This is a genomic window from Sphingobium sp. CECT 9361, from assembly GCF_918741285.1.
Classification (GTDB): domain Bacteria; phylum Pseudomonadota; class Alphaproteobacteria; order Sphingomonadales; family Sphingomonadaceae; genus Sphingobium.
The window spans coordinates 119,924-146,224 of the sequence record NZ_CAKKNC010000007.1 but is presented as its reverse complement, the minus strand read 5'-3'; the positions used below and the strand labels follow the sequence as shown (position 1 = coordinate 146,224).

Annotated in this window: 24 protein-coding genes; 16 read left to right on the top strand and 8 right to left on the bottom strand. The window is 60.2% G+C overall.

What is annotated here, in order from left to right:
• The first annotated feature begins 45 nt into the window (after window positions 1–45).
• The 4 genes from LQ220_RS12160 (at window position 46) to tgt (ending at window position 5,306) form a co-directional block, all read left to right on the top strand.
• Window positions 46–798 carry a peptidylprolyl isomerase gene (locus tag LQ220_RS12160; RefSeq protein ID WP_230188553.1) on the top strand — a complete coding sequence of 251 codons (753 nt, stop codon included), beginning with the start codon at window positions 46–48 and terminating at the stop codon, window positions 796–798.
• A gap of 106 nt (window positions 799–904) precedes the next feature.
• Window positions 905–1,936 carry a tRNA preQ1(34) S-adenosylmethionine ribosyltransferase-isomerase QueA gene (gene queA, locus LQ220_RS12155; RefSeq protein WP_230188552.1) on the top strand — a complete coding sequence of 344 codons (1,032 nt, stop codon included), beginning with the start codon at window positions 905–907 and terminating at the stop codon, window positions 1,934–1,936.
• Between the two features lie 215 nt (window positions 1,937–2,151).
• Window positions 2,152–4,143, top strand: coding sequence for an EAL domain-containing protein (locus LQ220_RS12150; RefSeq protein ID WP_230188551.1), 1,992 nt, complete (start codon window positions 2,152–2,154; stop codon window positions 4,141–4,143).
• A gap of 32 nt (window positions 4,144–4,175) precedes the next feature.
• Entirely contained in the window at window positions 4,176–5,306 is a 1,131-nt protein-coding gene (gene tgt / locus LQ220_RS12145) for a tRNA guanosine(34) transglycosylase Tgt (RefSeq protein WP_230188550.1), read from the top strand.
• A 4-nt stretch (window positions 5,307–5,310) separates the two neighbouring features.
• On the opposite strand, the gene LQ220_RS12140 is transcribed toward tgt, so the two are convergent.
• Both LQ220_RS12140 and LQ220_RS12135 read right to left on the bottom strand, forming a co-directional pair.
• Window positions 5,311–6,456, bottom strand: coding sequence for a sensor histidine kinase (locus LQ220_RS12140; protein WP_354957655.1), 1,146 nt, complete (start codon window positions 6,454–6,456; stop codon window positions 5,311–5,313).
• Window positions 6,457–6,908: 452 nt separating this feature from the next.
• On the bottom strand, window positions 6,909–7,160 hold the full coding sequence (locus LQ220_RS12135) for a NepR family anti-sigma factor (protein ID WP_230188549.1): 252 nt from the start codon (window positions 7,158–7,160) through the stop codon (window positions 6,909–6,911).
• Window positions 7,161–7,514: 354 nt separating this feature from the next.
• On the opposite strand from LQ220_RS12135, the gene LQ220_RS12130 reads away from it, so the two are divergent.
• The 8 genes from LQ220_RS12130 to xth all read left to right on the top strand — a co-directional run bounded on the left by LQ220_RS12130 (window position 7,515) and on the right by xth (window position 15,088).
• Window positions 7,515–8,309: a response regulator gene (locus LQ220_RS12130; protein WP_230188548.1), complete on the top strand. Its 795-nt coding sequence runs from the start codon at window positions 7,515–7,517 to the stop codon at window positions 8,307–8,309.
• 95 nt (window positions 8,310–8,404) lie between these two features.
• A complete protein-coding gene (locus LQ220_RS24915; RefSeq protein WP_290369041.1) occupies window positions 8,405–8,533 on the top strand; it encodes a hypothetical protein in 129 nt (42 codons plus the stop codon).
• A 107-nt stretch (window positions 8,534–8,640) separates the two neighbouring features.
• Window positions 8,641–9,303 carry a sigma-70 family RNA polymerase sigma factor gene (locus LQ220_RS12125; RefSeq protein WP_230188547.1) on the top strand — a complete coding sequence of 221 codons (663 nt, stop codon included), beginning with the start codon at window positions 8,641–8,643 and terminating at the stop codon, window positions 9,301–9,303.
• Between the two features lie 315 nt (window positions 9,304–9,618).
• Complete coding sequence (locus LQ220_RS12120; RefSeq protein WP_230188546.1) at window positions 9,619–12,348, top strand: bifunctional [glutamine synthetase] adenylyltransferase/[glutamine synthetase]-adenylyl-L-tyrosine phosphorylase; 2,730 nt, start codon at window positions 9,619–9,621, stop codon at window positions 12,346–12,348.
• Window positions 12,348–12,806, top strand: a complete 459-nt coding sequence (bcp, locus tag LQ220_RS12115) for a thioredoxin-dependent thiol peroxidase (RefSeq protein WP_230188625.1) — start codon at window positions 12,348–12,350, stop codon at window positions 12,804–12,806. The genes LQ220_RS12120 and bcp overlap by 1 nt, the downstream gene beginning before the upstream one ends.
• 394 nt (window positions 12,807–13,200) lie before the next feature.
• Window positions 13,201–13,860, top strand: a complete 660-nt coding sequence (locus LQ220_RS12110) for a M23 family metallopeptidase (RefSeq protein ID WP_230188624.1) — start codon at window positions 13,201–13,203, stop codon at window positions 13,858–13,860.
• Window positions 13,861–13,954: 94 nt separating this feature from the next.
• Window positions 13,955–14,281 carry an iron-sulfur cluster insertion protein ErpA gene (gene erpA / locus LQ220_RS12105; protein WP_230188545.1) on the top strand — a complete coding sequence of 109 codons (327 nt, stop codon included), beginning with the start codon at window positions 13,955–13,957 and terminating at the stop codon, window positions 14,279–14,281.
• Between the two features lie 36 nt (window positions 14,282–14,317).
• The gene (gene xth / locus LQ220_RS12100; protein WP_230188544.1) at window positions 14,318–15,088 is read left to right on the top strand and encodes an exodeoxyribonuclease III; all 771 of its coding nucleotides are present in this window, start codon (window positions 14,318–14,320) and stop codon (window positions 15,086–15,088) included.
• 169 nt (window positions 15,089–15,257) lie between these two features.
• On the opposite strand, the gene LQ220_RS12095 is transcribed toward xth, so the two are convergent.
• Complete coding sequence (locus LQ220_RS12095; RefSeq protein WP_230188543.1) at window positions 15,258–16,415, bottom strand: N-acetyltransferase; 1,158 nt, start codon at window positions 16,413–16,415, stop codon at window positions 15,258–15,260.
• Between the two features lie 175 nt (window positions 16,416–16,590).
• On the opposite strand from LQ220_RS12095, the gene LQ220_RS12090 reads away from it, so the two are divergent.
• Window positions 16,591–17,670, top strand: a complete 1,080-nt coding sequence (locus tag LQ220_RS12090) for a fatty acid desaturase (RefSeq protein ID WP_230188542.1) — start codon at window positions 16,591–16,593, stop codon at window positions 17,668–17,670.
• Window positions 17,671–17,673: 3 nt separating this feature from the next.
• Here LQ220_RS12090 and lptG read toward each other — a convergent pair whose 3' ends face one another.
• Window positions 17,674–18,774: an LPS export ABC transporter permease LptG gene (gene lptG / locus LQ220_RS12085; protein WP_230188541.1), complete on the bottom strand. Its 1,101-nt coding sequence runs from the start codon at window positions 18,772–18,774 to the stop codon at window positions 17,674–17,676.
• On the bottom strand, window positions 18,771–19,979 hold the full coding sequence (gene lptF, locus LQ220_RS12080) for an LPS export ABC transporter permease LptF (RefSeq protein WP_230188623.1): 1,209 nt from the start codon (window positions 19,977–19,979) through the stop codon (window positions 18,771–18,773). The genes lptG and lptF overlap by 4 nt, the downstream gene beginning before the upstream one ends.
• 134 nt (window positions 19,980–20,113) lie before the next feature.
• Here lptF and LQ220_RS12075 point away from each other — a divergent pair, with 134 nt between their 5' ends.
• The 3 genes from LQ220_RS12075 to LQ220_RS12065 are packed head-to-tail and all read left to right on the top strand — an operon-like array spanning window position 20,114 to window position 22,590.
• Entirely contained in the window at window positions 20,114–20,659 is a 546-nt protein-coding gene (locus tag LQ220_RS12075) for a DUF2141 domain-containing protein (protein ID WP_230188540.1), read from the top strand.
• A 19-nt stretch (window positions 20,660–20,678) separates the two neighbouring features.
• Window positions 20,679–21,647, top strand: a complete 969-nt coding sequence (locus LQ220_RS12070) for a diacylglycerol kinase family protein (protein ID WP_230188539.1) — start codon at window positions 20,679–20,681, stop codon at window positions 21,645–21,647.
• Window positions 21,648–21,693: 46 nt separating this feature from the next.
• Complete coding sequence (locus LQ220_RS12065) at window positions 21,694–22,590, top strand: hypothetical protein (RefSeq protein WP_230188538.1); 897 nt, start codon at window positions 21,694–21,696, stop codon at window positions 22,588–22,590.
• On the opposite strand, the gene LQ220_RS12060 is transcribed toward LQ220_RS12065, so the two are convergent.
• From LQ220_RS12060 to LQ220_RS12050, 3 genes are all read right to left on the bottom strand, one after another.
• Complete coding sequence (locus LQ220_RS12060; protein WP_230188537.1) at window positions 22,547–24,619, bottom strand: ATP-binding protein; 2,073 nt, start codon at window positions 24,617–24,619, stop codon at window positions 22,547–22,549. The genes LQ220_RS12065 and LQ220_RS12060 overlap by 44 nt on opposite strands.
• A gap of 78 nt (window positions 24,620–24,697) precedes the next feature.
• On the bottom strand, window positions 24,698–25,849 hold the full coding sequence (locus LQ220_RS12055; RefSeq protein ID WP_230188622.1) for an aminotransferase class I/II-fold pyridoxal phosphate-dependent enzyme: 1,152 nt from the start codon (window positions 25,847–25,849) through the stop codon (window positions 24,698–24,700).
• A 118-nt stretch (window positions 25,850–25,967) separates the two neighbouring features.
• Complete coding sequence (locus tag LQ220_RS12050; protein ID WP_230188536.1) at window positions 25,968–26,210, bottom strand: acyl carrier protein; 243 nt, start codon at window positions 26,208–26,210, stop codon at window positions 25,968–25,970.
• Window positions 26,211–26,301: the final 91 nt, after the last annotated feature.

The window sequence follows — 26,301 nt, the reverse complement described above, 5'->3', positions numbered from 1 at the left end:
ACGATGGTGCGGACCACCTATTCCTCCGCTGGAGACAGGACGAACATGGCGTTGTTAAAGGGTTTCAGGACGGCGTGCATAACAGGCACGTTCATGCTTGCGGCGATCGCGGCGGCACCGGCTATGGCGCAGGGCGGCGGCGGGCGGGCCGACGAGCTCAAGAAGGCTGAGTCTGCGGCCATCGCGGCTGAAAACGCCAAGAAGCTGGGCGAAGAGGGCGCGGCGAAAGTGCCTGCAGCCGTCGTGCCCGTCGAACCCGACAATGTATGGGACCTGGATCTGTCGACAGGCGGCCGGGTGCGCATCCAGCTACGCCCCGACATCGCGCCGAACCATGTCGAGCGGATCAAGACGCTGACGCGGCAGGGCTTTTACAATGGCCTGAAGTTCCATCGCGTGATTCCCGGCTTCATGGCGCAGGGTGGCGATCCCAAGGGGGACGGCACCGGCGGATCGCCGCTGCCGGACCTGAAGGCGGAGTTCAACTTGATGCCGCATCTGCGCGGCACGGTGTCGATGGCGCGTGCGGCGAGCGAGGACAGCGCGAACAGCCAGTTCTTCATCCTGTTCCTGCCCCGGATGCAACTTGACAAGAAATATACGGTGGTTGGCCGGGTGATCGAAGGGATGCAATATATCGATCCCATCGCCGTGGGCGAGCCGCCCGCCGATCCGTCGGTGATCGTGCAGGCCTCGATCGAGAGCGACGGAAAGGCTGTCCCCGCTAATCTGAACGTCGCCCCTGCACCCGCCAAGGTGCCTAGCGCTGCGGATCTGAGCGCGCCGATCAAGCCGTAAAGAAAGCCGCTTTTCCTAGCGGATGGGAACGGCATAATATTGGGTGTCGATGTGATACCCCCTCTCCTCGATCCTCTCCCCTGAAGGGGAAAGGGGGATTTGGTCGATGCGCGTAGATTTGTTCGATTTCGATTTGCCGCCGGAGCGGATCGCGTTGCGCCCTGCGGTGCCGCGCGATTCTGCGCGGTTGATGGTGCTGGACGGGACAGCGGGCATGGCGGATCGGATCGTGTCCGATCTGCCGTCGCTGTTACGCGCGGGCGATTGCCTGGTGTTCAACGATACGCGCGTCATTCCTGCGCAGCTTGAGGGGATGCGAGGCGAAGCGCGGATCGGCGCGACGCTGCACAAGCGACTAGGCTTGCGTAGCTGGCAAGCATTCGTCCGCAACGCCAAGCGCGTTCGCGAAGGCGACCGCATCGATTTCGGCGAAGGCGTGACGGCGATTGCTGGCGCGAAGGACGATGAAGGCGCAATCACGCTGAATTTCGAAGGCGATGCGCCGGTCGAAATTCTACTTGAGCGGGCCGGGCGGATGCCCTTGCCCCCCTATATCGCAGCCAAGCGCCCCACCGACGCGCAGGATCGCGAAGATTATCAGACGATGTTCGCACGGGAAGATGGCGCGGTTGCCGCGCCCACGGCCGCGCTGCATTTCACGCCGGAGCTGATGGCGGCGCTGGAAGCACGCGGCGTGCTTGCGCAGACGCTGACCTTGCATGTAGGCGCAGGTACCTTCCTGCCGGTCAAAGCCGACGATACCGCCGACCATAATATGCATGCCGAATGGGGGCGGATCGATGCGGCTGCGGCGGATCGGTTGAATGCGGTTCGCGCCGCGGGCGGTCGGGTCATCGCTGTCGGTACCACCAGTTTGCGGCTGCTGGAAAGCGCCACCGGCGAGGACGGCATCGTTCGGCCCTTCGCCGACGAGACGCGTATCTTCATTACGCCGGGGTATCGGTTTCGCGCTGTCGACGGCCTTATGACCAATTTTCACTTGCCCAAATCGACCCTGTTCATGCTGGTTAGCGCGTTGATGGGCCGGCAGCGGACGCAGGAAGCGTACGCCTATGCCATCGCACAGGGATATCGGTTCTATTCCTATGGCGACTCGAGCCTGCTGCTTCCCGGCTAACGATCAGAATGGGTACTGACCCGATCAGGCCCGAGAGCCGACGGTAAAGGGAAAGCGTTTTTTATCGAGAAGAAGGGGCACTTTCCCTCCGTTCACCGCGTTTTCACCTATCGCCTCTAGGAACCACGCGCCGGAATTTAGCGACGCCAATTCAGAAGTTTACCAAAAGGGAACACATTGTGCGGCAAGGGTGGGGCGAGAGACGGAGTGTGTAGTTGACGGATAAGGCAAAGCAGTGGAGCATTCATGCTCGACGCGACGCGGGAGTGGATGCTCACGCGCAGCAATTGCTTGCCGAATCGCTTTATGCGTCTCCCCTTGCGCTTATAATCGGCTGTGCCATTGCCCCCGGCATCGGCATCATCGTCGCGTTGAAATTACAAGATCGAATCATATTGGCGTTGACGATTGGTTTGGCGATTGCCGGTCTTGCGCGGCTTGCCTGTGCGTGGATTGCCGATCGGATCACGGTCGAGCGGGGCTTTGGCAGCCGACGCGCTTGGGCAATAGGTTTCGAAGCTGCGAGCTGGATCCACGGCGGTCTGCTGGGGGGGATGTCGTGCCTGGCGCTCCTGCGTTCAACCGATCCCGTCGTGCACATGCTCGTCGCCACGCTTGCGGCCAGTTATGGCGCGGCGATTTCCGGCAGAAATGCAGGGCGCGTGCGTATAGCGGTAGGGCAAAGCTCGCTCATGATATTGCCCACGGCTGCAGGATTGTGGTTGCAGGGCGATTTCATCTACCGCATTCTGGCCGTAATGATGGTCTTGATGCTGGTGGGCATCGCCGAAATCAGCGTCAAGACTCACCGCATCGTTATTGACGCGCTGCAGGGCGAACGCGAGAAATCGCAGCTAGCCGTGAAATACGAAAGACTCGCCAGGTTCGATAGCCTGACCGGCGTAGAAAACCGGATGGCGATGCAGATACGCCTGCGCGAAATTTTCGACAAAAACCGCCGCACGAACGATGCCGTCGCCATTTTGTGGCTGGATTTGGACCGATTCAAGGAAATCAACGACTCGCTTGGGCACATGATCGGCGATCATCTGTTATGCGCGGTTGTCGAAAAATTGGCTGAGGCACTGGACGGGCGCGGCCATGTGGCGCGTTTCGGAGGCGATGAGTTCATACTGATCTGCCCCAATGTCAATCGTGCTGAGGCGCAGGCAATTGCTGCCGATGTCATTGATTATTTCCGCCACAGTTTCGAAATCGCCGGGCATACGCTGGCCATCACGGCATCGCTGGGCATAGCGGTGGCACCACAGGATGGGCGCGATGTCGATGAGTTGATGCAGCATGCCGATATGGCGCTGTATCAGGCTAAAGGCACTGGACGTAATCGCGCCGTCAGCTTTACCTGGTCTATGAAGGAACGGTTCAACCGTCTTCACGACATGGAAACCGGGTTGCGGCGTGCGATCCCGGACAATCAGCTTTCGTTGCATTTTCAGCCCATGTTCGATTTGCGCAGCGGCAAGCTCGTCGGCTGCGAAGCCTTGGTCCGCTGGTCGCACCCCGTGCTTGGGTCCATAGCGCCAACCGAGTTCATTCCCGTGGCCGAGAACATCGGGATCATCACCGAGATCAGCGACTGGGTGCTGGCGGAAGCATGCAGTGCTGCCTCGGAATGGCCGGAGCATATCCGCCTCGCAGTCAATATGTCGCCGGCACTGTTTCAGGCGGCGGACCTGCCGCGGATGGTCATCGGGCATCTGATGGCCAGCGGCCTGTCTGCCAAGCGGCTTGAACTGGAAGTGACCGAAAGCGTGTTTCTGGACGATCAGCCACGCACCAGTGCGATGTTGTTGGAATTGCGCAAGATCGGGCTGCGGCTGGCGCTGGACGATTTTGGCACGGGCTATTCCTCGCTCAGCTATTTGAGCGCCTATGCGTTCGATACGATCAAGGTCGATCAGAGTTTCATGCACAATGTGCAGAATAGCCCGGAAAATCAGGCGGTTGTCCGCGCAATCGCTTTCCTTGCCGCAGAACTTGGCATGGATACGGTCGCGGAAGGTATCGAGAGCGAGGATCAGGAAACATACGCTCGCGAAGCAGGCTTCACCTATGCGCAGGGTTTTCTGCTCTGTCAGCCCAAGACCCGGGCGGAGATAAAGCGATTGCTGGCGAACGACATCGTTATAGATACGCAGCGCGCCTTGCGCCCGGTAAGACAGCGGCGCAAACGCGCCGAGGGCTGACAAAGGCTGCCAAAAGCGCCTATGGGCGCAGGATGACCCGACCCCGCTTCGCCTTCGACATAGCCGCCACCGATGGAAAGGCGCGCACCGGCACGCTTTCAATGCGCCGGGGGGATATTCGAACGCCAGCCTTCATGCCGGTCGGCACCGCCGCCACGGTGAAGGCGATGCGCCCCGATGAAGTGCGTGCAGCGGGCGCCGACATCATTCTGGGCAATACTTATCATCTGATGCTGCGTCCGGGTGCGGAACGCATGGCGCGGCTGGGCGGGCTGCATCGGTTCATGGCGTGGGACAGGCCGATCCTGACGGACAGCGGTGGCTATCAAGTGATGAGCCTTTCCGCTCTGACCAAGCTGACCGAACAGGGTGTTGCCTTTTCCAGCCATATTGACGGATCGAAGCATATGCTGACGCCCGAGCGATCGATGGAGATCCAGCGGCTGCTAGGCAGCGATGTCGTGATGGCGTTCGACGAATGCACGAAGAACGGCGCGACGCGGGATGAAGCCGCGCTATCGATGGAGCGGTCCATGCGGTGGGCCCGCCGGTCGCGCGAAGGGTTCGATGCAGGTGTCGAGCACGCGGAGCGGTCTGCCTTGTTCGGGATACAGCAGGGCGCTCTCGATCAGGATTTGCGGCTGCGCTCTGCCCAGCAGCTTATCGAGATAGGTTTCGATGGATATGCAGTGGGCGGTCTGGCCGTGGGGGAGGGACAGGACGCGATGTTCGCGACGCTCGATTTCGCGCCCGACCAGTTGCCCGTGGATCGTCCCCGATACCTGATGGGCGTGGGCAAGCCGGACGATATCGTCGGCGCGGTCGAGCGCGGCATCGACATGTTCGACTGCGTGCTACCGACGCGATCGGGGCGGAATGGGCAGGCATTCACCTGGGGCGGTCCGATCAACATCCGCAACGCGCGCCATGCCGAGGACGAAGCGCCGATCGACGCACGCTGCGGCTGTCCGGTGTGCGTCACGTGGAGCCGTGCCTATCTGCATCATCTGGTAAAGGCGGGGGAAATGCTGGGCGCCATGCTGATGACGCAGCACAACATCCACTTCTATCAGGATTTGATGCAGGGGATACGCGATGCGATCACCGAAGGTCGGTTCGGCTCATTTGCCGCGTCGGTCCGCGAAAGCTATCTGAAGAAATAGGGTCTCAGTCCATGATCGGAATGTCGATGCAGAAGATGCCTTCCTCTTCATCGCGGCGCAGGGGCGCGCGTAGTTGACGCGATAGCCCGGTCAGGACACGGTCGAAGCGGCCTTCCAGACGGGATTGAAGAACCGGAGTGGTGCTGAGCGCGAGCGACGCAACGCTGATCTGGGCGCGACCCGGTTCGTCGTCTTTCAGGTGCACCGTGATACGGATGGTCGCCGCAGGATCGCATAGCATCGCCAGCTCCACCAGTTCGGTCACCAAAAATGCCACCGGGACAGCAATGTCCTGACTGACGTGCAAATCTGCACTGTCGATCTGAATCGCCAGGCGCGCGCCACCATCGGTGCCGGACGCACGTAGGCCCGCCGCCAGTTCGCTCACCAACGCCCGGATGCCGACACCGCGATTTTCCTCCATCTCCGCGAAGTGATTGCGATGCACCACGGACAATGCATCGACGCGACGTTGGATGGAGGCATAGGCATCGGCGGCATCGGGCGTCACCGCGGATCGGCTGTGCAAGTTGATGAGGCTGGCAATAATCTGGAGGTTGTTCTTCACGCGATGATGGACTTCGCGAGTCAGCTTGCGCTGTCGGACCAGACTTTCCGACATTTCGACTTCGTGCGTTGCCACGTCCTCGCTGATGGCCCGGAATGTCTCGCCCAGATCGGTGATTTCCTGCGCGGGGGTGCGGACTTTTTCCAGCGGTTTCAGGGGGACGCCCGGCTGATAGGCAGCTACCGCCCGGCGCAGCAGCACCAGCGGACGGATCAACAGCCGGTTAACGACAAACCATCCAATCGCGGCGGCGGAGAACCACATGAGCAGGGGCAGAAACAGCGAGAGCGTTCGCGCCCAGGTTTTTGGCGGATTATACGCGGTCAAGGTCAGCAGAATATCGGACGGCCCGACAGGGGCGGATACCTTTTCGAGATTTCCGACCGCCTGACGCGCGGCGCTGCCCGAGACGGACAACCGTTTTTCGCCCTGCGTCAGAACATATTGATGCCTGACCGTGGACGAGGAAGGCGATATGATCCGGTTCAGATAGTTCCGACCGTAGAATATCAATGCCACAAGACTCCCATCGGCACTGGTGGTGCGCGCCACCAATGTGTCTTTTTCCGGCAGTAACGACATGGGTCGCGAATCCGGTCGATTCGGTATGGAAAATCGATCGAGCGATGCACCGGCGGTTGCGCAAAGACGTCTTCCGGCTGTGTTGTATATAGCGAATATAGTGTCGGAAGATGTTCTTGATCGAATGAACATGGAGATGCGTTCGCATTGCTGCGGATCGACCCTTCCCCTGGTAGAGCCGCTGATGCCAATGCGGAGGGCTGTCCGATCGAGGGAAGTCTCGGACGAAAGTGTGCGAGCGCTTTGGACAACGGAAATTTTGAGAAGGGAGACCCGTTCCATGTCTGCCGTGCGGATGGCTTGAAGCGAGGCGAACAAGGCGACAAGCCCCAGCGGTAGCAGCGCCAAAGTCAAGATAAGGAACATCTTGACCCCAGTGGAGCGGAAAGGCGCAAATACTATGGAGCGCTCCTGCGGGGCGGCATCGGAAACGTCAGCCACATTCTAACCGTTCAATCCAACTTATTGAGAAGGTCGAGCATCTCGGCAGGAATGTCTTCCTGAACAGCGGTCTGATATACCGAACGCAATACATCGCCAACCTGATGGTCGGCCCCTTTGCTTCCCGAAACAGGCTTTTGACGTAGCTTTTTCTTTGCGGACGACGGCGAGGCGGCCGGGAGTGACCCTGTAGCAACATCCACGGTAGCAACCGGCGCGTCATGTGGTGCGATGGCATCCGGTCGCATGTCAGAAGAACCCAAAACTCGCCCCTTTGTGCCTATACTTTAAAGGTGAAAACGCTACCGACATTTGCTGCATCTCCCCCTAACGTCAATCCTTGCCGTCCGTAGAAACGACATGTGCCTGAGAAAAAAAGCGATCGGAACAAAAAACCGAACGCCTGTGAAACAAATTACGATGTGGTTGGTTCCGACGTTGCAATATTTTTCATTGGCATTGTGAAATGCGGCGGTGTCGCGGCGCAATGGCTTTGGAAAAACACGCAGTTCCGGGGGCGGGGGGTTGCAAAGCGGCAACCGGCATTCCATCCTTACACATTGATCAAACGGTTTGGCATTATGCCGCCGATTGTTCTCAGGGAGACAGTTTTCATTATGTCGCTTGGCCAGCAATTACATCCGCATCTGCCTTTTCTTCGCCGTTATGGCCGCGCGCTCACGGGCAGTCAGTCGCATGGCGATGCGTATGTCCGGGCCACTTTGGAAGCCATCGTCGCCGCTCCGGAAGAGTTCCCCCGCGATGTCGATCCTCGACTGGGCCTGTATCGCACGTTCCACGCAATCTGGTCATCGTCGCATATTGACGACAATGCCGCAGCAACAGCGAGCGGCGCGCATGAAGCCATCGCATCGGCACGATTGGCGCGTATTACGCCGCTGTCGCGCCAGGCGCTGCTGCTGACCGCGATGGAGGGCTTTACGACCGACGATGCGGCCTATCTTATCGATGTGGCGCCCGCCGATGTTGACACGCTCGTTGCCGAAGCGCTGCAGGAAATCGAGACGCAGACCCGTGCACGTGTTCTGATCATCGAGGACGAGCCGATCATCGCAATGGACATTGAAACCATCGTGCGCGATCTGGGGCATGATGTCACCGCCATTGCGGTGACCCGCGACGAAGCTGTCCGCGAAGCGATGGCCGACCGCCCTGGACTGGTGCTGGCCGACATTCAGCTTGCGGACGATTCCAGCGGTATCGATGCCGTAAAGGACATTCTGGCGGAATTCGCGGTTCCGGTAATCTTTATCACCGCGTTTCCCGAGCGCTTGCTGACGGGAGAGCGCCCGGAGCCAACCTTCCTTATTACGAAGCCTTTTCAAAGGTCTACCGTCAAGGCGGCAATTGCCCAAGCGCTCTTTTTCGATGAGGCCACGGCGCCAGCCTGATCGATTCCAACTGCGGAATTATTACGCTTCGTTACGTAATCGGGAACATCGTCCGGACAGAGGTGTTATTGATGCGTAACGAACGGGAGAGCATTATGCAGGACGAAGAGCACATCGGCACGGATGAAGCCCGTGGCGGATCGACGCCACATATCGTGCGCTATGTGCTGGTGATCTCGCTAGTGCTTGCGGTCCTCGGCATGGCGCTGCTGCTTTTGCTGTGAATGGTTCCTTGGCGCATATTCGGGCCATGTAACGTACAATCGGGAAAGTCCGTTTTGAACAACACCTCTAAGACGTTTGTGGGAGCGCATTCTATTGGGTCGACCATATGATGGTTGCTGCCAATAAGACGACCGCGCCCGACGCAGTCACCGAAGACGTTGACGTCATTGCCTTGCCCGAGGATCGGGAGGCATTATCCGATGTCGATTTCAAGAAAGAGCTCGGCGCCGTCATTCCGCATCTTCGTGCGTTCGGCAGATCCTTGTCGGGCAATCGCGATCTGGCTGACGATCTCGTGCAGGAGACCTTGCTGAAGGCATGGGCTGCGCGCTCGCGCTTTCAGGCCGGCACCAACATGCGGGCTTGGACGTTCATCATCCTGCGCAATCATTATCTCTCGCAAATGCGCCGTTCGCGCTTTCGTGGCGAGTGGGATGACTTGACGGCGGACAGATTGCTTGCGGCGCCTGCCGGCCAGGACAAGCATATCGAACTGGCCGACATGCAACGTGCTTTGCTCCAACTTCCGCAGCCTCAGCGAGAGGCGCTCATTCTGGTGGGCGCAGGCGGTTTCGCCTATGAGGAAGCGGCTGAAATCTGCGGCGTTGCTGTCGGTACGATCAAGAGCCGAGTAGCACGGGGGCGCGCTGCCTTGGAAGAAATGATGAACAGTGGCGACATGCCTACACGTCGCGGCCAGATTACTGGTCCCACGGGTGTGCTGAACGAAATAATGGCGGACGTGGACAAGCTTAGCCAGGGGCGGTAATATTTATGCAGAGTAGGTCTGCGGGCAACTGCCCCACTTACTTGTCGAGCATGGATAGCAATAAGAGCATGTCATCTGGCACTGCATTGCGTTCTGCCGGATAGACCGAACGTAAAGCCCCTGTTACCCCATCCCGCGCGGACGGAGCGGGGACCACCATATAGCATCCTGCGGCCGTAGCTGCTTTATTCACGCGCAATGTTTCGTTTTGCCAAGTCATGTTCTATTGAACGGCCTTGAGAGCCAAAGGTTGCTGTATTCATTCATTTAAGTGAATGGATGCGCTCAACGGAGGCAAGGGAGGGCGAAAGCGCAGTGGTTCGGGGTGCAGAGCAGAGCGAAAGTGCGACGGCACCCGTCGATTATGTGAGCGCTCTATCACGGGCCCAACAGCATGCGCCATTTCTGGCGCAGCAGATGTGCCGCTTTCCCGACATTACCGATTCACTCGCCTTGGGCGATCTTGACCATGCGCGGTCACTGGCATTGTCGGCGGGAGCGGGCGCTGAGACAGTGATGCAGGCGCTGCGCCGGGAGCGAGGTGCGCTTGCGCTGGTAACCGCTATCGCCGATCTGTCTGGAGCGTGGGATTTTGAGCAAGTCACCACCGCCCTCTCGGACTTTGCAGATGCCGCGCTGGACAAGGCCATTGCCGCTGCGTTCGAAGAACGCCATCCTGGCGAAACGCCGCGGGGCTTTGCCGTCATCGCGCTAGGCAAGCATGGCAGCCGTGAGCTAAATTATAGCTCCGACATCGATCCGATCCTTATCTTCGATCCGGACACCTTGCCGCATCGCGAGCGGGAGGAGCCGATTGACGCTGCCGTCCGCCTCGGCAAACGGATCGTGGAGATATTGAGCGCGCGCGATGGTGAGGGCTATGTGTTTCGCGTCGACCTTCGCCTGCGCCCATCGCCCGAAGCCACCCCCATTGCGTTGCCGGTCGAAGCGGCCATCGGCTATTATGAGTCCGTGGCGATGGGGTGGGAGCAGGCCGCTTTCATCCGTTCGCGGGTAGCGGCTGGGGACAGGGCGCTGGGCGATTATTTTCTGCGCGCCATCCGTCCCTTCGTATGGCGGCGCTCGCTCGATTTCGGTGCCATCGATGCGATCACCGACATCTCCCGCCGCATCCGCGACCATTATGCGCAGGGGCAGGCATTCGGACCCGGTTATGACCTGAAGCGCGGACGCGGGGGCATTCGCGAAGTCGAGTTTTTCGCGCAAGTGCATCAGTTGATCCACGGCGGTCGCAACAACGCGCTGCGCTCCGGCGCGACGCGCGAAGCTGTGCGGGCGCTGGCGGCGGCGGGAATAATCGAGGAGGATATCGCCCAGCGGCTGGATGCGGGCTATGTGCTGTTTCGCACCATAGAGCATCGGTTGCAGATGGTCGACGACCTGCAGACGCACGATCTGCCCGCTAAGCCGGATAATCTCGACAATGTCGCGCGGCTGCATGGATTGTCGGACGGATCGGCTTTGCTTGCCTTGCTGCAACCGCACGTGACTTGGGTCGGCAACAACTATGACCGGTTGATCCAGGAGGATGCCATCGATCAATTGTCGCATGATCCCGAAGGGTTGAAGGCGCAACTGGTTGGCATGGGCTTTGCCGAAACGCAGGTGCCGCTGGCGCGTATCGCGCACTGGCGCGAAGGCTCGGTACGCGCGTTGCGAAGCGGCGCGGCGCGCAATGCGCTGGAGGAATTGCTGCCCGCCTTAATGGCGGCTCTGGCGACAGCGCCGGATGCTGGGACGGCGCTCAACAGGCTGGACGACATGATCGAGCGGCTGCCCAGTGCGATCAATTTCTTCAAGCTGTTGGCTGCCCGTCCGGCCTTGGTTCAGTTGCTGGCGGAGATACTGAGCCACGCACCGACATTGGCGGATGCATTGGCGCAGCGTGCCGAATTGCTGGACGGGTTGATAGATGCCAGCGCATTCGATCCGCCTCCTTCGGTGGCTGGGCTGTCTGCGCAGCTTGGGCTGCTGGAGCCGGGAGACGATTACCAGATGCTGCTCGACCGCGTACGGCAGAGGGTGGGGGACAAGCGTTTCGCCCTTGGTGCGCAGATCGTGCGCGGGGGTGCCGATCCGCTGGATGTCGCGGCGGGCTATTCGCGTGTTGCCGAAGCGGCTATAGAAACGCTCGCGCAAGGTACCATTGCGGAATTCGAGACCGCGCATGGCAAAGTGCCGGGAGGCGCATTGGCGATACTGGCTTTGGGGCGGCTGGGCGGCGGGGCGCTGACCCATGCTTCTGACCTCGACCTCATCTACTTGTTTACTGGCGATTTCGCGGCGGAGTCCGATGGCGCCAAGTCTCTGGGCGCGACGCAATATTTCAACCGGCTGGCGCAGCGGATCACCAATGCCCTTTCGGTGCAGACAGCGTCCGGGCCATTGTATGAAGTCGATACCCGCTTGCGACCGTCCGGCGCGCAAGGGTTGCTGGCGGTCAGTTTCGACAGCTTCGCGCGCTATCAGCGCGAGGCGGCGTGGGCATGGGAGCATCTGGCGCTGACGCGGGCGCGTCCGGTGTTCGGTTCGGCGCAGACGCGCGCAGCATTGCAGGCGATCATAGACGAGACGTTGGCGACGCCGCGCGATGGAGACGCTCTTGCCGCAGCGGCAGTGAAAATGCGCGGCGACATCGCCACGCACAAACCGCCCGCCGGGCCGCTGGATGCCAAGCTTGTGCCGGGCGGTCTCGTCGATCTGGAATTTCTGGTCCATGTGACGCAGTTTTTGACGCGTAGTGCGTTCACGCCAGACCTGCGCGCGGCGCTCACGCAGCTTGTCGATGCGGGGCATTTGCCTGCCTCCTTGCTGGCGGCGCATGACCTGATCACGCGCTTCCTGCTGGTTTCGCGGCTGGTATCGCCAAAGTCCACGGAGCCGCCCGAAGCGACTAGGCCATTGGTCGCGCGGGCCTGCGCTGTTGAAGATTGGGATGCGCTGCTTGCCAGCTACGCCGCCGCGCGGCAGGATATTTCAGAACAATGGGGCGCAATCGTCGCGCGGCATGCAGGGGGTCAATGATGGTGAACGAAGGCGACAAGGTACCCGGTGCGGCCCTTGAGAACAGTGCGGGCGAAAGTTTCACCCTGGCCGACTATGCGGGCAAGCGACTGGTCGTGTATTTCTATCCGAAGGCGGATACGCCGGGGTGTACCAGCGAAGCGCAGGATTTTACGGCGCTGGCGGATGATTTCGCTGCGGCTGGTGTGACGGTCATCGGCGTGTCGAAGGACAAGCCCGCAAAGCTTAAGAAGTTCGCCGAGAAATATGGGCTGAAGGTGCTGCTCGCGTCCGACGAAAAAGGCGGATTTTGCGAGGCATTCGGCACCTGGGTCGAAAAGTCGATGTACGGACGCACCTATATGGGGATCGAGCGAAAGACATTTCTGGTCGACGGCGACGGTACGGTGCTGAGGGTTTGGCCCAAGGTGAAGGTCAAGGGCCATGCAGCCGAGGTCCTGACGGCGGCAAGGGCGTAGTGCCCATGTCCGTACCGAATCAAGACAGGTTCAAACGAGCAGGTTAAGACGAGTTGCGGCATGATATCGACGAGTTGCATCCGTCGCAGTGACGCAAATCACTAACAAATCCTTAGTTTTCGGCCTTTTTTGCCTAACGTTAATCTGCCGTTCAACGACTCGACGCATCGGCAACCCGGTTGGACGCGCGAAATCACTGCGATACTTGCTTAATAATTCTGCATCGGCAGACATGCTGAACGGGGGCAGGTAGCACTGCTTAAAAAATTAGGGTCCACGTCTCGCAGCCACCCGGCAGTGCGGCGGCAAAATCGGGGTTCGCATGTCGCATCGTCAAGTAAGCAACGATAAGAATAGCCTTTTGTTCCAACGGATTTCTCTCTCTTCCATTAAAATGGGTTTTGCTGCCGCCGCTGCCATTCTGGCTTGCGCTGCTGCTCCGGCAAATGCCACCGAAGAAGATGGTCCCTACGCTGATGTAACTGCAGCGGACGTCGCCCCACAGGCGCCCAATGATGCGGGTTTCACTTCGCTCTTCTCGAGCTGGAAGAAGATGGACAGCGTGACGCAGTCCGCGGTCTACATCCCCTCGGGACGCCCAGTCGCAAAGCTCAGCCTGACCAGTAATTTCGGTGTTCGCTCCGATCCGTTCAACGGTTCGGCGCGGATGCACAAGGGCATCGACATTCCCGGTCCGGTCGGCACGCCGATCTACGCGACCGCCGATGGCATCGTTTCTCGCGCAGGCTGGGCCAGCGGTTACGGCAACCTCGTCGAAATCTCGCACGGCAACGGCATGGAAACGCGCTACGGCCACATGTCGAAGCTGATCGTCGCCCCCAACAGCCGCGTGCATCGCGGCCAGTTGATCGGTCTGATGGGCTCGACCGGCCGTTCGACCGGCAGCCATCTGCATTATGAAGTGCGCGTTGCCGGCAATGCGATCAACCCGCTGCCCTTCGTGGCTGGTGCGGACTATCTCGTTGCGCTGAACACCAAGCCGCCTGTCGCAATGGGTGGCCCGACGCCACGCCAGGAAAAAGACGCGGACTGAATTCACAGGAATATCGACGATCCTTTCGTCGATAAGCAAAAGGCCCGGTCAGCGAATGCTTGCCGGGCCTTTTGCTTATCCCTATCTATAGCGCATGACAGACATTGACCTCACGCCATCCGCCGCTTCCCGCGTTGCCGCCATTGCGCTGCGCCAGGGCAAGGCCGCGATCCTGCGACTGGCCGTTGAGGGTGGGGGCTGTTCGGGTTTTCAGTATCGCTTCGGCCTTGCCGATGCCGTCGATGCGGAGGACGTCTCGGTAGAACGCGATGGCGTGACTTTGGTGGTCGATCCGATGAGCCTTGACCTCGTCCGCGGCGCGGCGGTGGACTATGTCGAGGATCTGGGCGGCGCAGCGTTCAAGGTAACGAACCCCAATGCGACCGCTGGGTGCGGCTGCGGATCCAGCTTTTCGGTCTGACCGCGCTTACGCGAGTATCGGGGGACAGTTAAGCCAATGCGTATCGCAACGTTCAATATCAACGGCATCAAGGCGCGGCTGCCGCGTCTGATCGAATGGCTCGATGAGACCCGGCCCGATGTCGCGTGCCTGCAGGAAATCAAGACGTCGGACGAGACCTTCCCGGCGAAGGATATCGAAGCGGCGGGCTATGGCGTCATTTGGCATGGGCAGAAGGGCTTCAACGGCGTCGCCATCCTCGCGCGCGGGCAAGTGCCGGTCGAGGTGCAGCGCGGCTTGGCCGGTGAGCCGGAGGACGAGCATAGCCGCTATCTGGAGGCGGAGGTTGACGGCGTTCGGATCGCCAGCATCTACCTGCCCAACGGCAATCCGCAGCCCGGACCGAAATTCGATTACAAGCTGCGCTGGATGGATCGCCTGCGCAAGCGCGCGGCGGAAATATGGGCGGAGGAAATTCCAGCGGTGTTGGCGGGGGATTACAATGTGATCCCGCGTGACAAGGATACCTATTCCGTGCCCGCGATGGCCGACGATGCGCTGATGCAGCCTGAAAGCCGGGCCGCCTATCGCCGGTTACTGGGCGATGGCTGGACCGATGCGTTGCTCAGCCGTCAGCCGCAGGGCGGCGTGTGGACATTCTGGGACTATCAGATGAACGCCTGGCCGCGCGACGCGGGTTTCCGCATCGATCACTTGCTTCTCAGTCCTGCTGCGGCTGACCGGCTGCACGATGCGCAGGTCGACAAGGACTTTCGCGGCCGGGAAAAAGCCAGCGACCACGCGCCTGTCTGGGTGGAGTTGCGGTAGGGCGCTTTTATGGCTCAATGCAGCCATAACCTTCATTGTCATGCCAGCGACGGCTGGCATCTCAGGCTAAGGCGCACGGGGGTGGAATTTGTGTGGGGACTAAACACATCCCGCCACCGCCTGAGACCCCAGCTTTCGCTGGGGTGACGAAGAAAGAAGGTCCGCCCCCTTAAAGCCCCTTCTCGTAAATCTGGTAACTTTTGTTCGTGAAGGCATCGATGGCCTTGGTAATGGCAACCATTCCCTGATTGTCTTCCAGGATCCAGCCCATCTCGCCACGTGTCGCGCCATATTTGGCCACGGCGTCCCGGCGGATCAGTTCAATCATCATGAAGGCAAGCTGGCTGGCCATGCGGGAGGACTGAAGCTTCTGGACCACGCCCATCAACGGCACGCGCATCGTCCGCACCTGAGGCTTGCGCAGCCACAGCAGCAGCTTTGCCCAGCCGAACGGTAGAAGCGAACCGTTGAGCGGTTTGATCGCTTCGTTGAGGTCGGGCAGCGTCATCATGAAGGCAACGGGTTCGCCATCGACTTCGGCAATGCGGATCAGGTCTTCGTACACAATCGGGCGGAGCTTCTTGCCGGTGAACGCGATTTCGCTGTCAGTGATCGGTACGAAGCCCCAGTTCTTGCCCCACGCATCGTTGAGGATGTTGAGGATTATTGCGGCTTCCTTGTCGAAATCCTTCTTGTTTACATGCCGGATGCGAATGCGCGGGTTTTTCTCACCGGACTCCACGATCCGCTGGACCAGAGGGGAAAAGCCCTTCTTGATGTTGATTTCGTAACAATTGAGTTTCTTGGCGGGGGTGTATCCCGCGCTTTCGATCCACGCTTCATAGGCCGGGCTGTTGTGGCCCATCATGACCGTCGGCGGATGATCGTGACCGTGGACGAGCAAGCCAGGCTCTTCCCAGATCGACAGCGATATCGGACCCAGAACTCGGGTCATTCCCTTGCCACGCAGCCATTCTTCAGCGGCCGCGATCAGCGCGTGGGCGGCTTCTTCATCCGTCGCTTCGAACAGGCCGAAATTGCCCGTGCCCGGTCCCATGCCCTGTTCGACGGGCATTTCCAGCGCAAGCCGATCGAAATGGGCGGAGATGCGCCCGGTGACCTGCCCGTCACGGTGCGCGAGGAAAAACTGCGCTTCGGCATGTTCGAAAAACGGGTTCTTGCCAGGGGTTATCAGATCATGGGCTTCGCCCTTAAGCGGCGGAACCCAGGCGGGATCGTTGGCGTAGATGGCCCAGGGTAGCTCGACAAAAGCCTTGCGGTCAGCCTTGTTGCTGACGGGGGAGATCACTAAATCAGATGAGGCCATGATGCTGTCTTTGCTTAGAGGTCGTCGACAGCAGTGCGTGGCAGCCTCACATTTTGTCAAGTCGGCCAGATATTTTGAGTCGGGCACGTATTTTGATTCCGGACAGCGTGGCGCAATGTTGAATATGCCATGTTGCTGCCATGAACTGTGCGCATTTGCCCGATAGGAGAATTGCATGACTGCTCATACAACGATAGCCGTGCCTTCTCCCCTTCCTGCCGAGCGGCGTCGTGCGCCCATTGCCGACGATGCAGCGATGTTGCGTTTGGCAGCGGAGCTGAACCGTGAATTTTCGGTTGCGAACCCGGCGATCTACTGGCCGGATTTCCTGATTTCGACGGCCATCGGCTATGCTGGTCTGGCCGGTGCCATCCTGTTGGATAGCGTGCCGTTGGCTTTGGCGTGCGGCGTCGTTGCGATGCTGACGCTGTATCGTGCGGCGAGTTTCATCCATGAACTGACGCATATCCGCAAAGGCGCGCTGCCGGGGTTCCGCTTTGCGTGGAACCTGCTGATCGGCGTGCCGCTGATGATTCCCTCGTTCATGTATGAAGGGGTGCATACGCTGCACCACGCCCGCACCCGCTATGGTACGGCGAACGATCCGGAATATCTGCCGCTGGCGCTGATGAAGCCGTGGTCTTTGCCGTTGTTCGTGATTGTGGCGATGCTGGCGCCGGTGGGCCTCATTTTCCGCTTCGGTGTGCTGACCCCGCTCAGCGTGATCGTGCCGCCGCTGCGTCGCGCGGTTGAGGCGCAATATTCTGCGCTGTCGATCAATCCCGCCTTTCGCCGTCGTCCGCCCGAAGGGGAATTCAAGCGCCAGTGGTACTGGCAGGAGGCAGGGGCTTGCCTGTTCGCTCTGGCGCTTATCGCCAGCGTCTTCGCATTCGGATGGCGGCCGTTGCTGACTTATATGGCGGTCCATTCGGCGATGACCGTCATCAACCAGTTGCGCACATTGGTCGCACATCTGTGGGAGAATGAAGGCGAAGCGATGACCGTGACAGCGCAATATCTGGACTCGGTCAATGTGCCACCGCCGGGCGTGCTGCCTGAGATATGGGCGCCGGTTGGGCTGCGCTATCATGCGCTGCATCACTTGCTGCCAAGCGTGCCCTATCACGCACTGGGCCGGGCCCATGTCCGCATGATCGCTACGATGGACGCGCAGTCATCTTATGCTGGCGGCAATTATCGCGGGATGCTGCCTCTGGTCGGGAAGATCGCGCGGAGCACGATGCTGCGTGGGTAACGCCTATTCCTCGGTGCGGACCAGTACTGTCTCGCCGACCAGCAGGAACAGCAGGAAGGGCGCCCACGCTGCCATCAGCGGCGGATAGGCACCCAGATTACCCATTGCCAGCGCGAAGTTATCGGCCACGAAATAGGTGAAGCCGAGCGACATGCCAATGACCGCGCGCACGAAGAGCTTGCCCGAACGTGCCAGTCCGAACGCAGCAACAGCCCCCAGCAAGGGCATCAGCAGCGCAGATAGCGGCCCGGAGGTCTTGTGCCACAAAGCACCCTCCAGCGCGGCGGTGGGACGTCCGGCATCCTTCAGATCGGCAATGGCCGAACTCAGCGCGCCGATAGACAGGCCATTGGCATCCACCTTCGCCAGTGTGAACTGATCGGGGCGGATATCGCGCCCGAACCGCACGGTGCCAAGCATGGTCGATGTACCACGCACGACATCGAATGATCGTGCATTTTCCAGAATCCACCCGCTGCCCTGCGCATCGTAACGGCCACGCGGTGCCTGAATGATCGTCGTCAGGCTGTTATTGGAGCGGTTGAAGATCTCGACGTTGCGCAGCAATGTTCCTTTACCGCGTCCGCCAACCAGACCGGCGGTGACCAGATCGTCTCCGTCACGGACCCAGATATTGGACTTGATGCCGCTGTCCTTGGGGCGCGGGCCATAGTCGACCGCTTGCCAGGCATCGAGCGAGGCCGAGGCGCGAGCCACGATCCGCTCATTGAAAACAAAGCTGAATGCGGAAATGCCGAAAGCGACGATGATGAGCGGGGCCAGTATCTGATGCGCGGAAAGCCCTGCAGCCTTCATCGCGATGATTTCGCTGTTCTGGTTGAGCGTAGCCAGCGTCACCAAAGTGCCCAGCAACACCGAAAATGGCAGAAAGCGCGCAATGATCTGGGGCGCGCGCAACAGGACGTAGTTCCACAATTGCACGTTGCCATTGCCAGGATAGGCTAGGACGTCCCCCGATTCGCCCAGCAGATCGAGCGTTTGCAGCACCATCACCAAAAGCGCGAGCACGGCGATGGTGCGGACAAGGAACAGCCGCCCCATATACAGCGCCACGCGCTTCGAAGGGAAAAACTGCAGCATCATGCGGGCGTACCCTTAACCTTGCGACTCCGCAGAAAGCGGAAGCGACGGCCGATCCATTTGCCCAGTTTGGCAAAGCCGATTTCCAGTGCACCGATCGGCTGGCCGCCGGGGCGATGCGCGACGACATGATACATCCATAGAATCAAAGCCGCGACGCCCATGAATGGCACCCACAGGGCAATGACCGGGTCCACCTTGCCCAGCGCGCCGACGCTTTCGCCATATTCGTTGATCTTGTGATAGGTCACGATGAAGACGATAGAGAGAAACACCCCCAAGGCGGAGGTGGAGCGCTTGGGCGGGATGGCAAAGGCCAGCGCCGCCAATGGCAACAGCATCATCATCGCAACTTCGACCATCCGGAAATGGAAATTGGCGCGCACCTGATTGCGAAGCTCGCCGTCGTCAGTCTGTTTCCCTACCCGGACCAGTTCGGGCAACGTCAATTCCTGATCGGCATTGCCGCGACCGCGAAAACGCTCGATCTGCGGCAAGTCGATGGGCAGATCGTGGCTGGAAAAGCTCAGGATGCGCGGCGAGGTGTATTTCGGACCGTTGTTCACCAGAACCCCGTCACGCAGCCGGAAGATGATGACATCGGGATCGTCGGTGGCGAGGAATGTACCGCTGGCCGCAGTCACGGCCAATGTCTGGCCATTCTTCCCCAATACCCGCATGAAGATGCCGTGAAGGTCGGTGCCACTCTTGCGGCTTTCCTCGATACGCAAGGTCATGCGCTTGCCCAGAGTCGTGAACTCGCCGACCTTGATGGAGGCACCCAGTGCACCTGATCGCAATTCGAAACGCAACCCCTCATAGGCGTAGCGGGCATAAGGCTGCACGAATCCGACGATGGCCAGATTAATCAGGGCAAGGCCGATTGCGTACATATAAGGCACGCGCAGCAACCGGCCATAGCTCATGCCGACGCCGCGGAACACGTCCAGTTCCGATGACAATGCCAGTTGCCGGAACGCGAGCAACACGCCCAGCATCAGCCCTATGGGGATGCCCAGCGACAAATATTCCGGGATCATATTGGCCAGCATCCGCCAGACGACGCTGACCGGCCCGCCTTCTGCCGCGACGAAATCGAACAGGCGCAGCATCTTGTCGAGGACCAGCAACATCGCCGCAATGACGAGGGTGCTGAGCAACGGAACGGCGATCAGTCGGGCGATATATCGATCAGTGGCTGTCAGCATTTTCAATATGTGGTCGTTCCATCACCATGTTTTGGCCGCAAACCGCGCCCATATCACCCTGAGGGGCGAACAGGGTCTGTGCAGGTCCGGGCGTAAGCCAGACAGGCGCTATAGCTTCCAGGAGAGTGTTGGTCATGTTGAAAGTGTTGTCTTCGATCAGGTTCCAGACAGTGAAGCGGCCATTGGTCGCGTCCCTGATGGCGCTGGGCATCGCGGCGACTCCGGCAACGGCACAGGCGATAGGTCCGCAGGCTGCCGCTTGCGACCGTAACGGTTCCGCCGTGCTGGTGCATGTCGAAGGGATAAAGGCGCGCACCGGCATGTTGCGGGTGCAGTTGTACGAAGCCAATCCACGGACGTTTCTGGAAAAGAAAAAGTATCTCGAGCGGGTGGAACTGCCCGTGCCGCGCTCCGGTCCGTTGAGCGTGTGCGTCGCGGTGCCGAAACCGGGCAGCTATGCGCTGTATGTCCGCCACGATGCTAATAACAACGGAAAGAGCGACAAGTCTTCGGACGGTGGCGGTTTTTCCGGCAACCCGCATGTCAGCCTTTTGGATCTCGCCTTCAAGCGGAAGCCCGATCTCGACAAGGCGAAATTTGCGGTCGGTTCCTCCACGCGCGAGATTCGCGTCATCCTCAATTACGTCCAGGGCTTGAGCTTCAAGCCTCTGGGCGCCTGACGAAAGGTTTCGGCCCCCAATGGTTTGCGTCGCGCTGCTGTCCAACCCCCAATCCACGGGGAATAGACAGACTCTTCCGCGCGTGCGCACCTATTGCGCAGGCAACCCGGATATTTTCCATTACGAAGTCGAACATGCCGACCAGATCGGTCGCGCGTTGCAGACGATTGCGAGGGTGAACCCGGCGGTCATCGTCATCAATGGCGGCGACGGCACGGTGCAGGCGGCATTGACCGAATTATATCAGGGCGAACATTTCAAGGGTAAGGTGCCGCCGGTGGCGGTGCTGCCCAATGGAAAGACCAATCTGATCGCGCTTGACCTTGGCATTCATGGCGACCCCATCAAGGCACTGGAACGGATCGTCGAGATCGCGAAGAACGGCCTGACCGATCATGTCGTGGTCCGCGAACTTATTGCTCTGTCGGATGGCAAGGACGGCAGTCGCCCGGTCTTGGGAATGTTCTTGGGCGGCGCAGGCCTTGCCGATTACATCCTGTATTGCCGCAACAAGATCTATCCGCTGGGCCTGCCCAACGGTCTCAGTCATGCACTGACGGCGCTGGCCGTCGTGTTTTCGGTGATCTTCGGGGTCAAAGGCAAGTTCATGCCGCCGATTGCACGCCCTGTCTCCATTTCGCTCATCCGCGATGGACAGCTTGCCGGGCGTTTTGCGGTGTTGATCGTGACGACGCTCGAACGTCTTCTGCTGGGCGCGCAGCCGGGCGAATCGGGTCGCGGTTCGCTGAAGTTGATGGCGGTGGATCAAAACGGTCCGGCAGTCCTGCGTATGCTCGGGGCTGCGCTGATCGGCCGCTTCGGCACGCGCAAGATGCAGGGCATCCATCTGGAACAGGGCGACACGATCCGCATCGAAGGCGATCGTAGCAGCGTCATTCTGGACGGAGAAATTTTCGAAGCGAATACAGGCAACCCCATCGTGCTGCGCTCGACTGCACCCGTGCCGTTTCTGCGGCTGGCGGCGTGATGTTCTGAGTTGCGCTGTTCGCCCCGTGCGGACACCGTGAATCCTGATGTCGCACTCTCTCTCCGCCCTCGTCACCGAAGAGCTGTCGCAGCCTGCCGATCCGCGCGCCGTTGCCATGGCGGCGGCATTGGCGAGCCTGTATCCCGGCGCAGCGCGCGCGGTGCTGTTCTACGGATCCTGCTTGCGGGAAGCCAATCTCGACGGGCTGATGCTCGATTTCTATCTGATCGTATCGGACTATGAAGCGGCTTATGGCAAAGGCTGGCTGGCCCGCGCTAACCGGCTGATCCCGCCTAATGTATTCCCATTCGAACATCAGGGCCTGATCGCCAAATATGCGGTGCTGAGCGAACCGGATTTCGACCGGCTGTGCGGACGGGATGCGGACAATGTGTCGGTCTGGGCGCGTTTCGCGCAACCGTCCCGCCTGTTGTGGGCGGCAGACGAAGTCGCGCGCATTCGCGCCATTGTCTCGGTGTCCCGCGCTGCGCCCACATTGCTCGATCTCGCCGCGCCTGCCGCGCAAGCGGACGGCCCGGGCGACGGGCTGCATCTGTGGCGCACAGGATTCGCGTTGACCTATGGCGCGGAATTGCGGGCGGAGCGGACCGATCGTTCCGGCTCTATCGTCGACAGCGACCCGGACCGCTATGCCCGCTTTGCCGCCGCCTATCCCCAGCGACGCGCCGATCCTTTCACATCAGCAGAGATTGCCGACAATGCCCGCCGCTGGCGTGCGCTGCAGAGTCGAGGAAAGCGCCTGACGGCCATGCGATTGGCAAAGGCCAGTTTCACCTTCGCAGGGGGGATCGATTATCTGGCGTGGAAGATCAATCGCCACGCCGGGACACAGATTGCCATCAAACCGTGGCAGCGGCGCTGGCCCCTGCTGGGTGCAGTTACTCTGCTGCCTCGGCTGTTTCGGTCGGGGGCGATTCGCTGAGAGGCTTTTTCTTCGGGGCCGATTTGCCCGGTTTGAGTGCCGCCTCGGCTGCCTTGGGCTTGCTGTCTTTTCCATTCGCCTGAATGATCGTATCGGATATCGTGCGGGAAAGAGTGGCCAGGGTATAGGGCTTGCGCAAAACCTGATGGCCTTCGAACATCATCGCATCGTCGATGTCACCGGCATATCCTGTTACGAACAATACGGGGATGTCGCGGAATTTCGAAGACAGGCTAGCGATCATCTCGGGCCCCGTCATTCCGGGCATCAGGACGTCGCTCATGATCAGGCCGATATCGCCATATCGCTCCAGCATCGTCGCCGCTTCGTCCGGATGCGGACACGCGACGGGCAGATGCCCCAGTTCCGCAATGGCATCCATGGATTGCGACAGGACGCGCGGATCGTCCTCCACCACCAATATGCGGGTGGGGGGATGATCGGTCGTGTCGATACTGGCGGGCGACTTTACCATTTCCGCCACCTGCGCCGCCGTCATTGCCTTGCGCGGCAGGAACATTTCGACTTGCGTGCCTTCACCGGGCCGGGACTGAATGCGGATTTCGCCAGAGCATTGCCGCACGAAACCGAAAATCTGGCTGAGACCAAGTCCCGTGCCTTGGCCCACGGGCTTCGTCGTGAAGAACGGCTCGAACACCCGCTGCAGCACGTCTGCATCCATGCCGCAACCGCTGTCACTGACGGCGAGCCTTATATAGTCACCGCCTTCGCACTCACCGATTTCACGGGGCGCGAGTGTCGCCTGCGCTGTTGTGATCGTAAGCGTGCCGCGACCGTCCATGGCATCCCGCGCGTTAACGCAAAGGTTGAGGATGGCGTTTTCAAGCTGATGCCGATCGACGAAAATGGCCCAGCCGGATGCGCCGGGTTCCAGCGTAACGACGATCTGATCGCCAATGGTGCGGTCGATGAGGTCGATCATGTTGCGAATCAGCGCATCGGGATCGACTGCGGCAGGCAGCAACGGTTCGGCGCGGGCGAACGCCAAAAGCCGACGGGTCAACGCCGATGCCCGGTTGGCGCCTTCCATTGCATTGTCGATATGTCTCTCGGCATTTTCCGGGTCTTCGCGCAGTTTCCGCCTTGCAAGTTCGAGCCCCCCGGACACGACGGCCAGCATATTGTTGAAATCATGCGCGATGCCGCCGGTAAGTTGCCCCACGGCTTCCATCTTCTGCATCTGGCGCAGGCTCTCTTCCGCTGCAGCGCGCTCGGCGGCCTCTTGCTGAAGGCGGACATTGGCTTCCTGCAACTGCGTGGTGCGAATCGTAACGGCGGCCTCCATGCGGTCCGCCCGGATCATTTCCGCGTCCGCCAGCCGACGCGCATTGCGACGGTCCGCCCAAGCTGACATCGCTGCCCATGCCGCGCAGAGCGCCCCGACGAGAATGATGAGCCCGACCAGCAGATAGGTGCGATTGGCCAGCGCGCTGCGATCGCCTGCAAGATTCACGGCAGTGCTACGCTCGGTAAGCCGGGCGTTTTCCGCTTCGATGATAGCGTTCAGCCGATCGTTGATCAGCTTCAGATTGGTGGACTTCCCTGCCTGATGAAATTGCGACAGAGCGCCTAATTTCTGATCGTAGGTCGTACGCAGGCCGATTTCGTTCAGCGTCTTGCCGCGATCCAGATAGGCTTCGCGCAGGCCCTGAACCGCCGTTTTTTGCCAGGGGCTCTTGCGCGTAGAAAACGCCAGTGCATCGAGTTCGGCCCCGGCCCGTCGCCACTGCGACTGAAACAGGCGCCCAGTGTCGGGGTCCATGCCGATCACATAGCGGGCGAGCGTCGCTTCGGATTTGGCAATCGATGCGTCCAGCCGCGTCGCCAGGTTAATGACTTCAAAGCTGTGGCGTTGCTCGTCCAGCGCCATGTCCCGGTCGCTGCTCGCCATACTGGCAAAGTACAGCAGGGCACCGAGCGCGATCATCAGCGGAATGCCAATGGCAGCACCGACCACGCGGCGGATGACCCGGCGCGTCTTAGGCAGCTCCTCGTCGATATAACTCATCGCGCCGTCCATGTTCCAAGCTCATAGAGCAGAACATGAATCGGGGGAAGTATCGTTACGTACCCATCGTAAATTGGTTCAGGCTATCGCGCCGGTCGCCTTTCCGGCTTCCTCGAACATCCCCAGAATCTGCGTGACCTGATCGCTGCTATGTTCCGCGCATAGCGAGCAGCGCAGCAGGAACGTGCCGGTTGGCGTTGCAGGCGGGCGGGCCATGTTGACGTAGAGACCCAGTTCCAGCAGCGCCTGCCAGATCGCGACGGCCTGCGCCTGATCGTTGAGGATAACGGCGATGATCGCGGATTGCGGCGTATCGGTGCCGAGCTTGAAGCCCATTGCCTTTAGGCCACCGTGCAACCGACGGCTGTTTTCCCACAGATGCGCGCGCTTGTCCTGCGCGTGCATGAGCTTGCGGATCGACGTCGCAGCGGTGGCGACGACGCTGGGCGGCAGCGACGCGGTGAACACATAGGGGCGGCAGACGAGACGCATCACGTCAAACTTGGGATGGTTCGAAACGCAGAAACCGCCGACCGTGCCGACCGATTTGGAGAAAGTACCGACTACGAAGTCAATGTCCTTCTCGACGCCCTGTTCCTCGTACACGCCGCGACCGTTGGGACCGAAAAAGCCCATGCCATGCGCTTCGTCGACCAGAATCATGCAATTCTTGTGCTTGCGGATGGCCGCGACCATTTCCGGCAGTGGCGCGATGTCGCCCAGCATCGAATAGACGCCTTCGAGCACGACCAGCTTCTGCGCATCGACGGGCAAGCGACCCAGCCGCTTGTCCAGATCCTCGACGCTGTTGTGGCGGAAGCGGACGATTTCGGCATTGCCCAGGAAACAGCCGTCATAGATCGACGCATGGCTGTCCGCGTCCAGAATGACGTAGTCGCCTTTGCCCGCCAGCGTGGAAATAACCCCCAGGTTCGCCTGATAACCCGTTGAAAATACCATGGCATGATCGGTACCGTAAAATTCCTTGAGCGCGTCCTCGACTTCCTTGTGGCCCTGATAGGTGCCGTTCAGAACCCGGCTGCCGGTCGTGCCTGCGCCGAATTCGTCGAGCGCTTTCTTGCCCGCCGCGATCACATCCGGGTCGAACGTCATGCCCATATAGTTGTAGGTGCCCAGCAGGATCGTTTCCTTGCCTTTGATCACCGCAAGGGTCGGCGACTTCACTTCGTCCATCACGATGGCGAACGGATCGCGCACGCCCGTCGCCATCAGCGCTTCGCGCTCGGCGATCAGGGGATCGAATTTGGAAAACAGGTCGGTCGCGCCGGATGTTTCGTCCGGAGTCTGCGTGTCGGCGGCGGTGGCTGCAGCTTGGCTCATGGCGCGTTCAACCCTTCAGCTTGGTGACGGCGTCGACAAGCTGGCCGACATTCTCGATTTCCGCCTGCATGTTCATGGTGATGAGGATGTCGAATTCATCCTCGACCGCGGCAACGAAATCCATGACGGTCAGGCTGTCCCATTCCAGATCCCCGGCAAAGGTCGTGGCTTCGGTCAGCGCGACGCCTTTTTTATTGAAAGGCGCGATCTGTTCGGCGACTTGCGCGAAGATGGTTTGGCGATCCGTCATGCTATTCGTCTTTCTGGACTTATTTCAGGCGTTGAAGGCGCGGTTTTTGCGCCGTATCGGCTTCCTTTGGCAAGGGAATAAGGCGTCAATC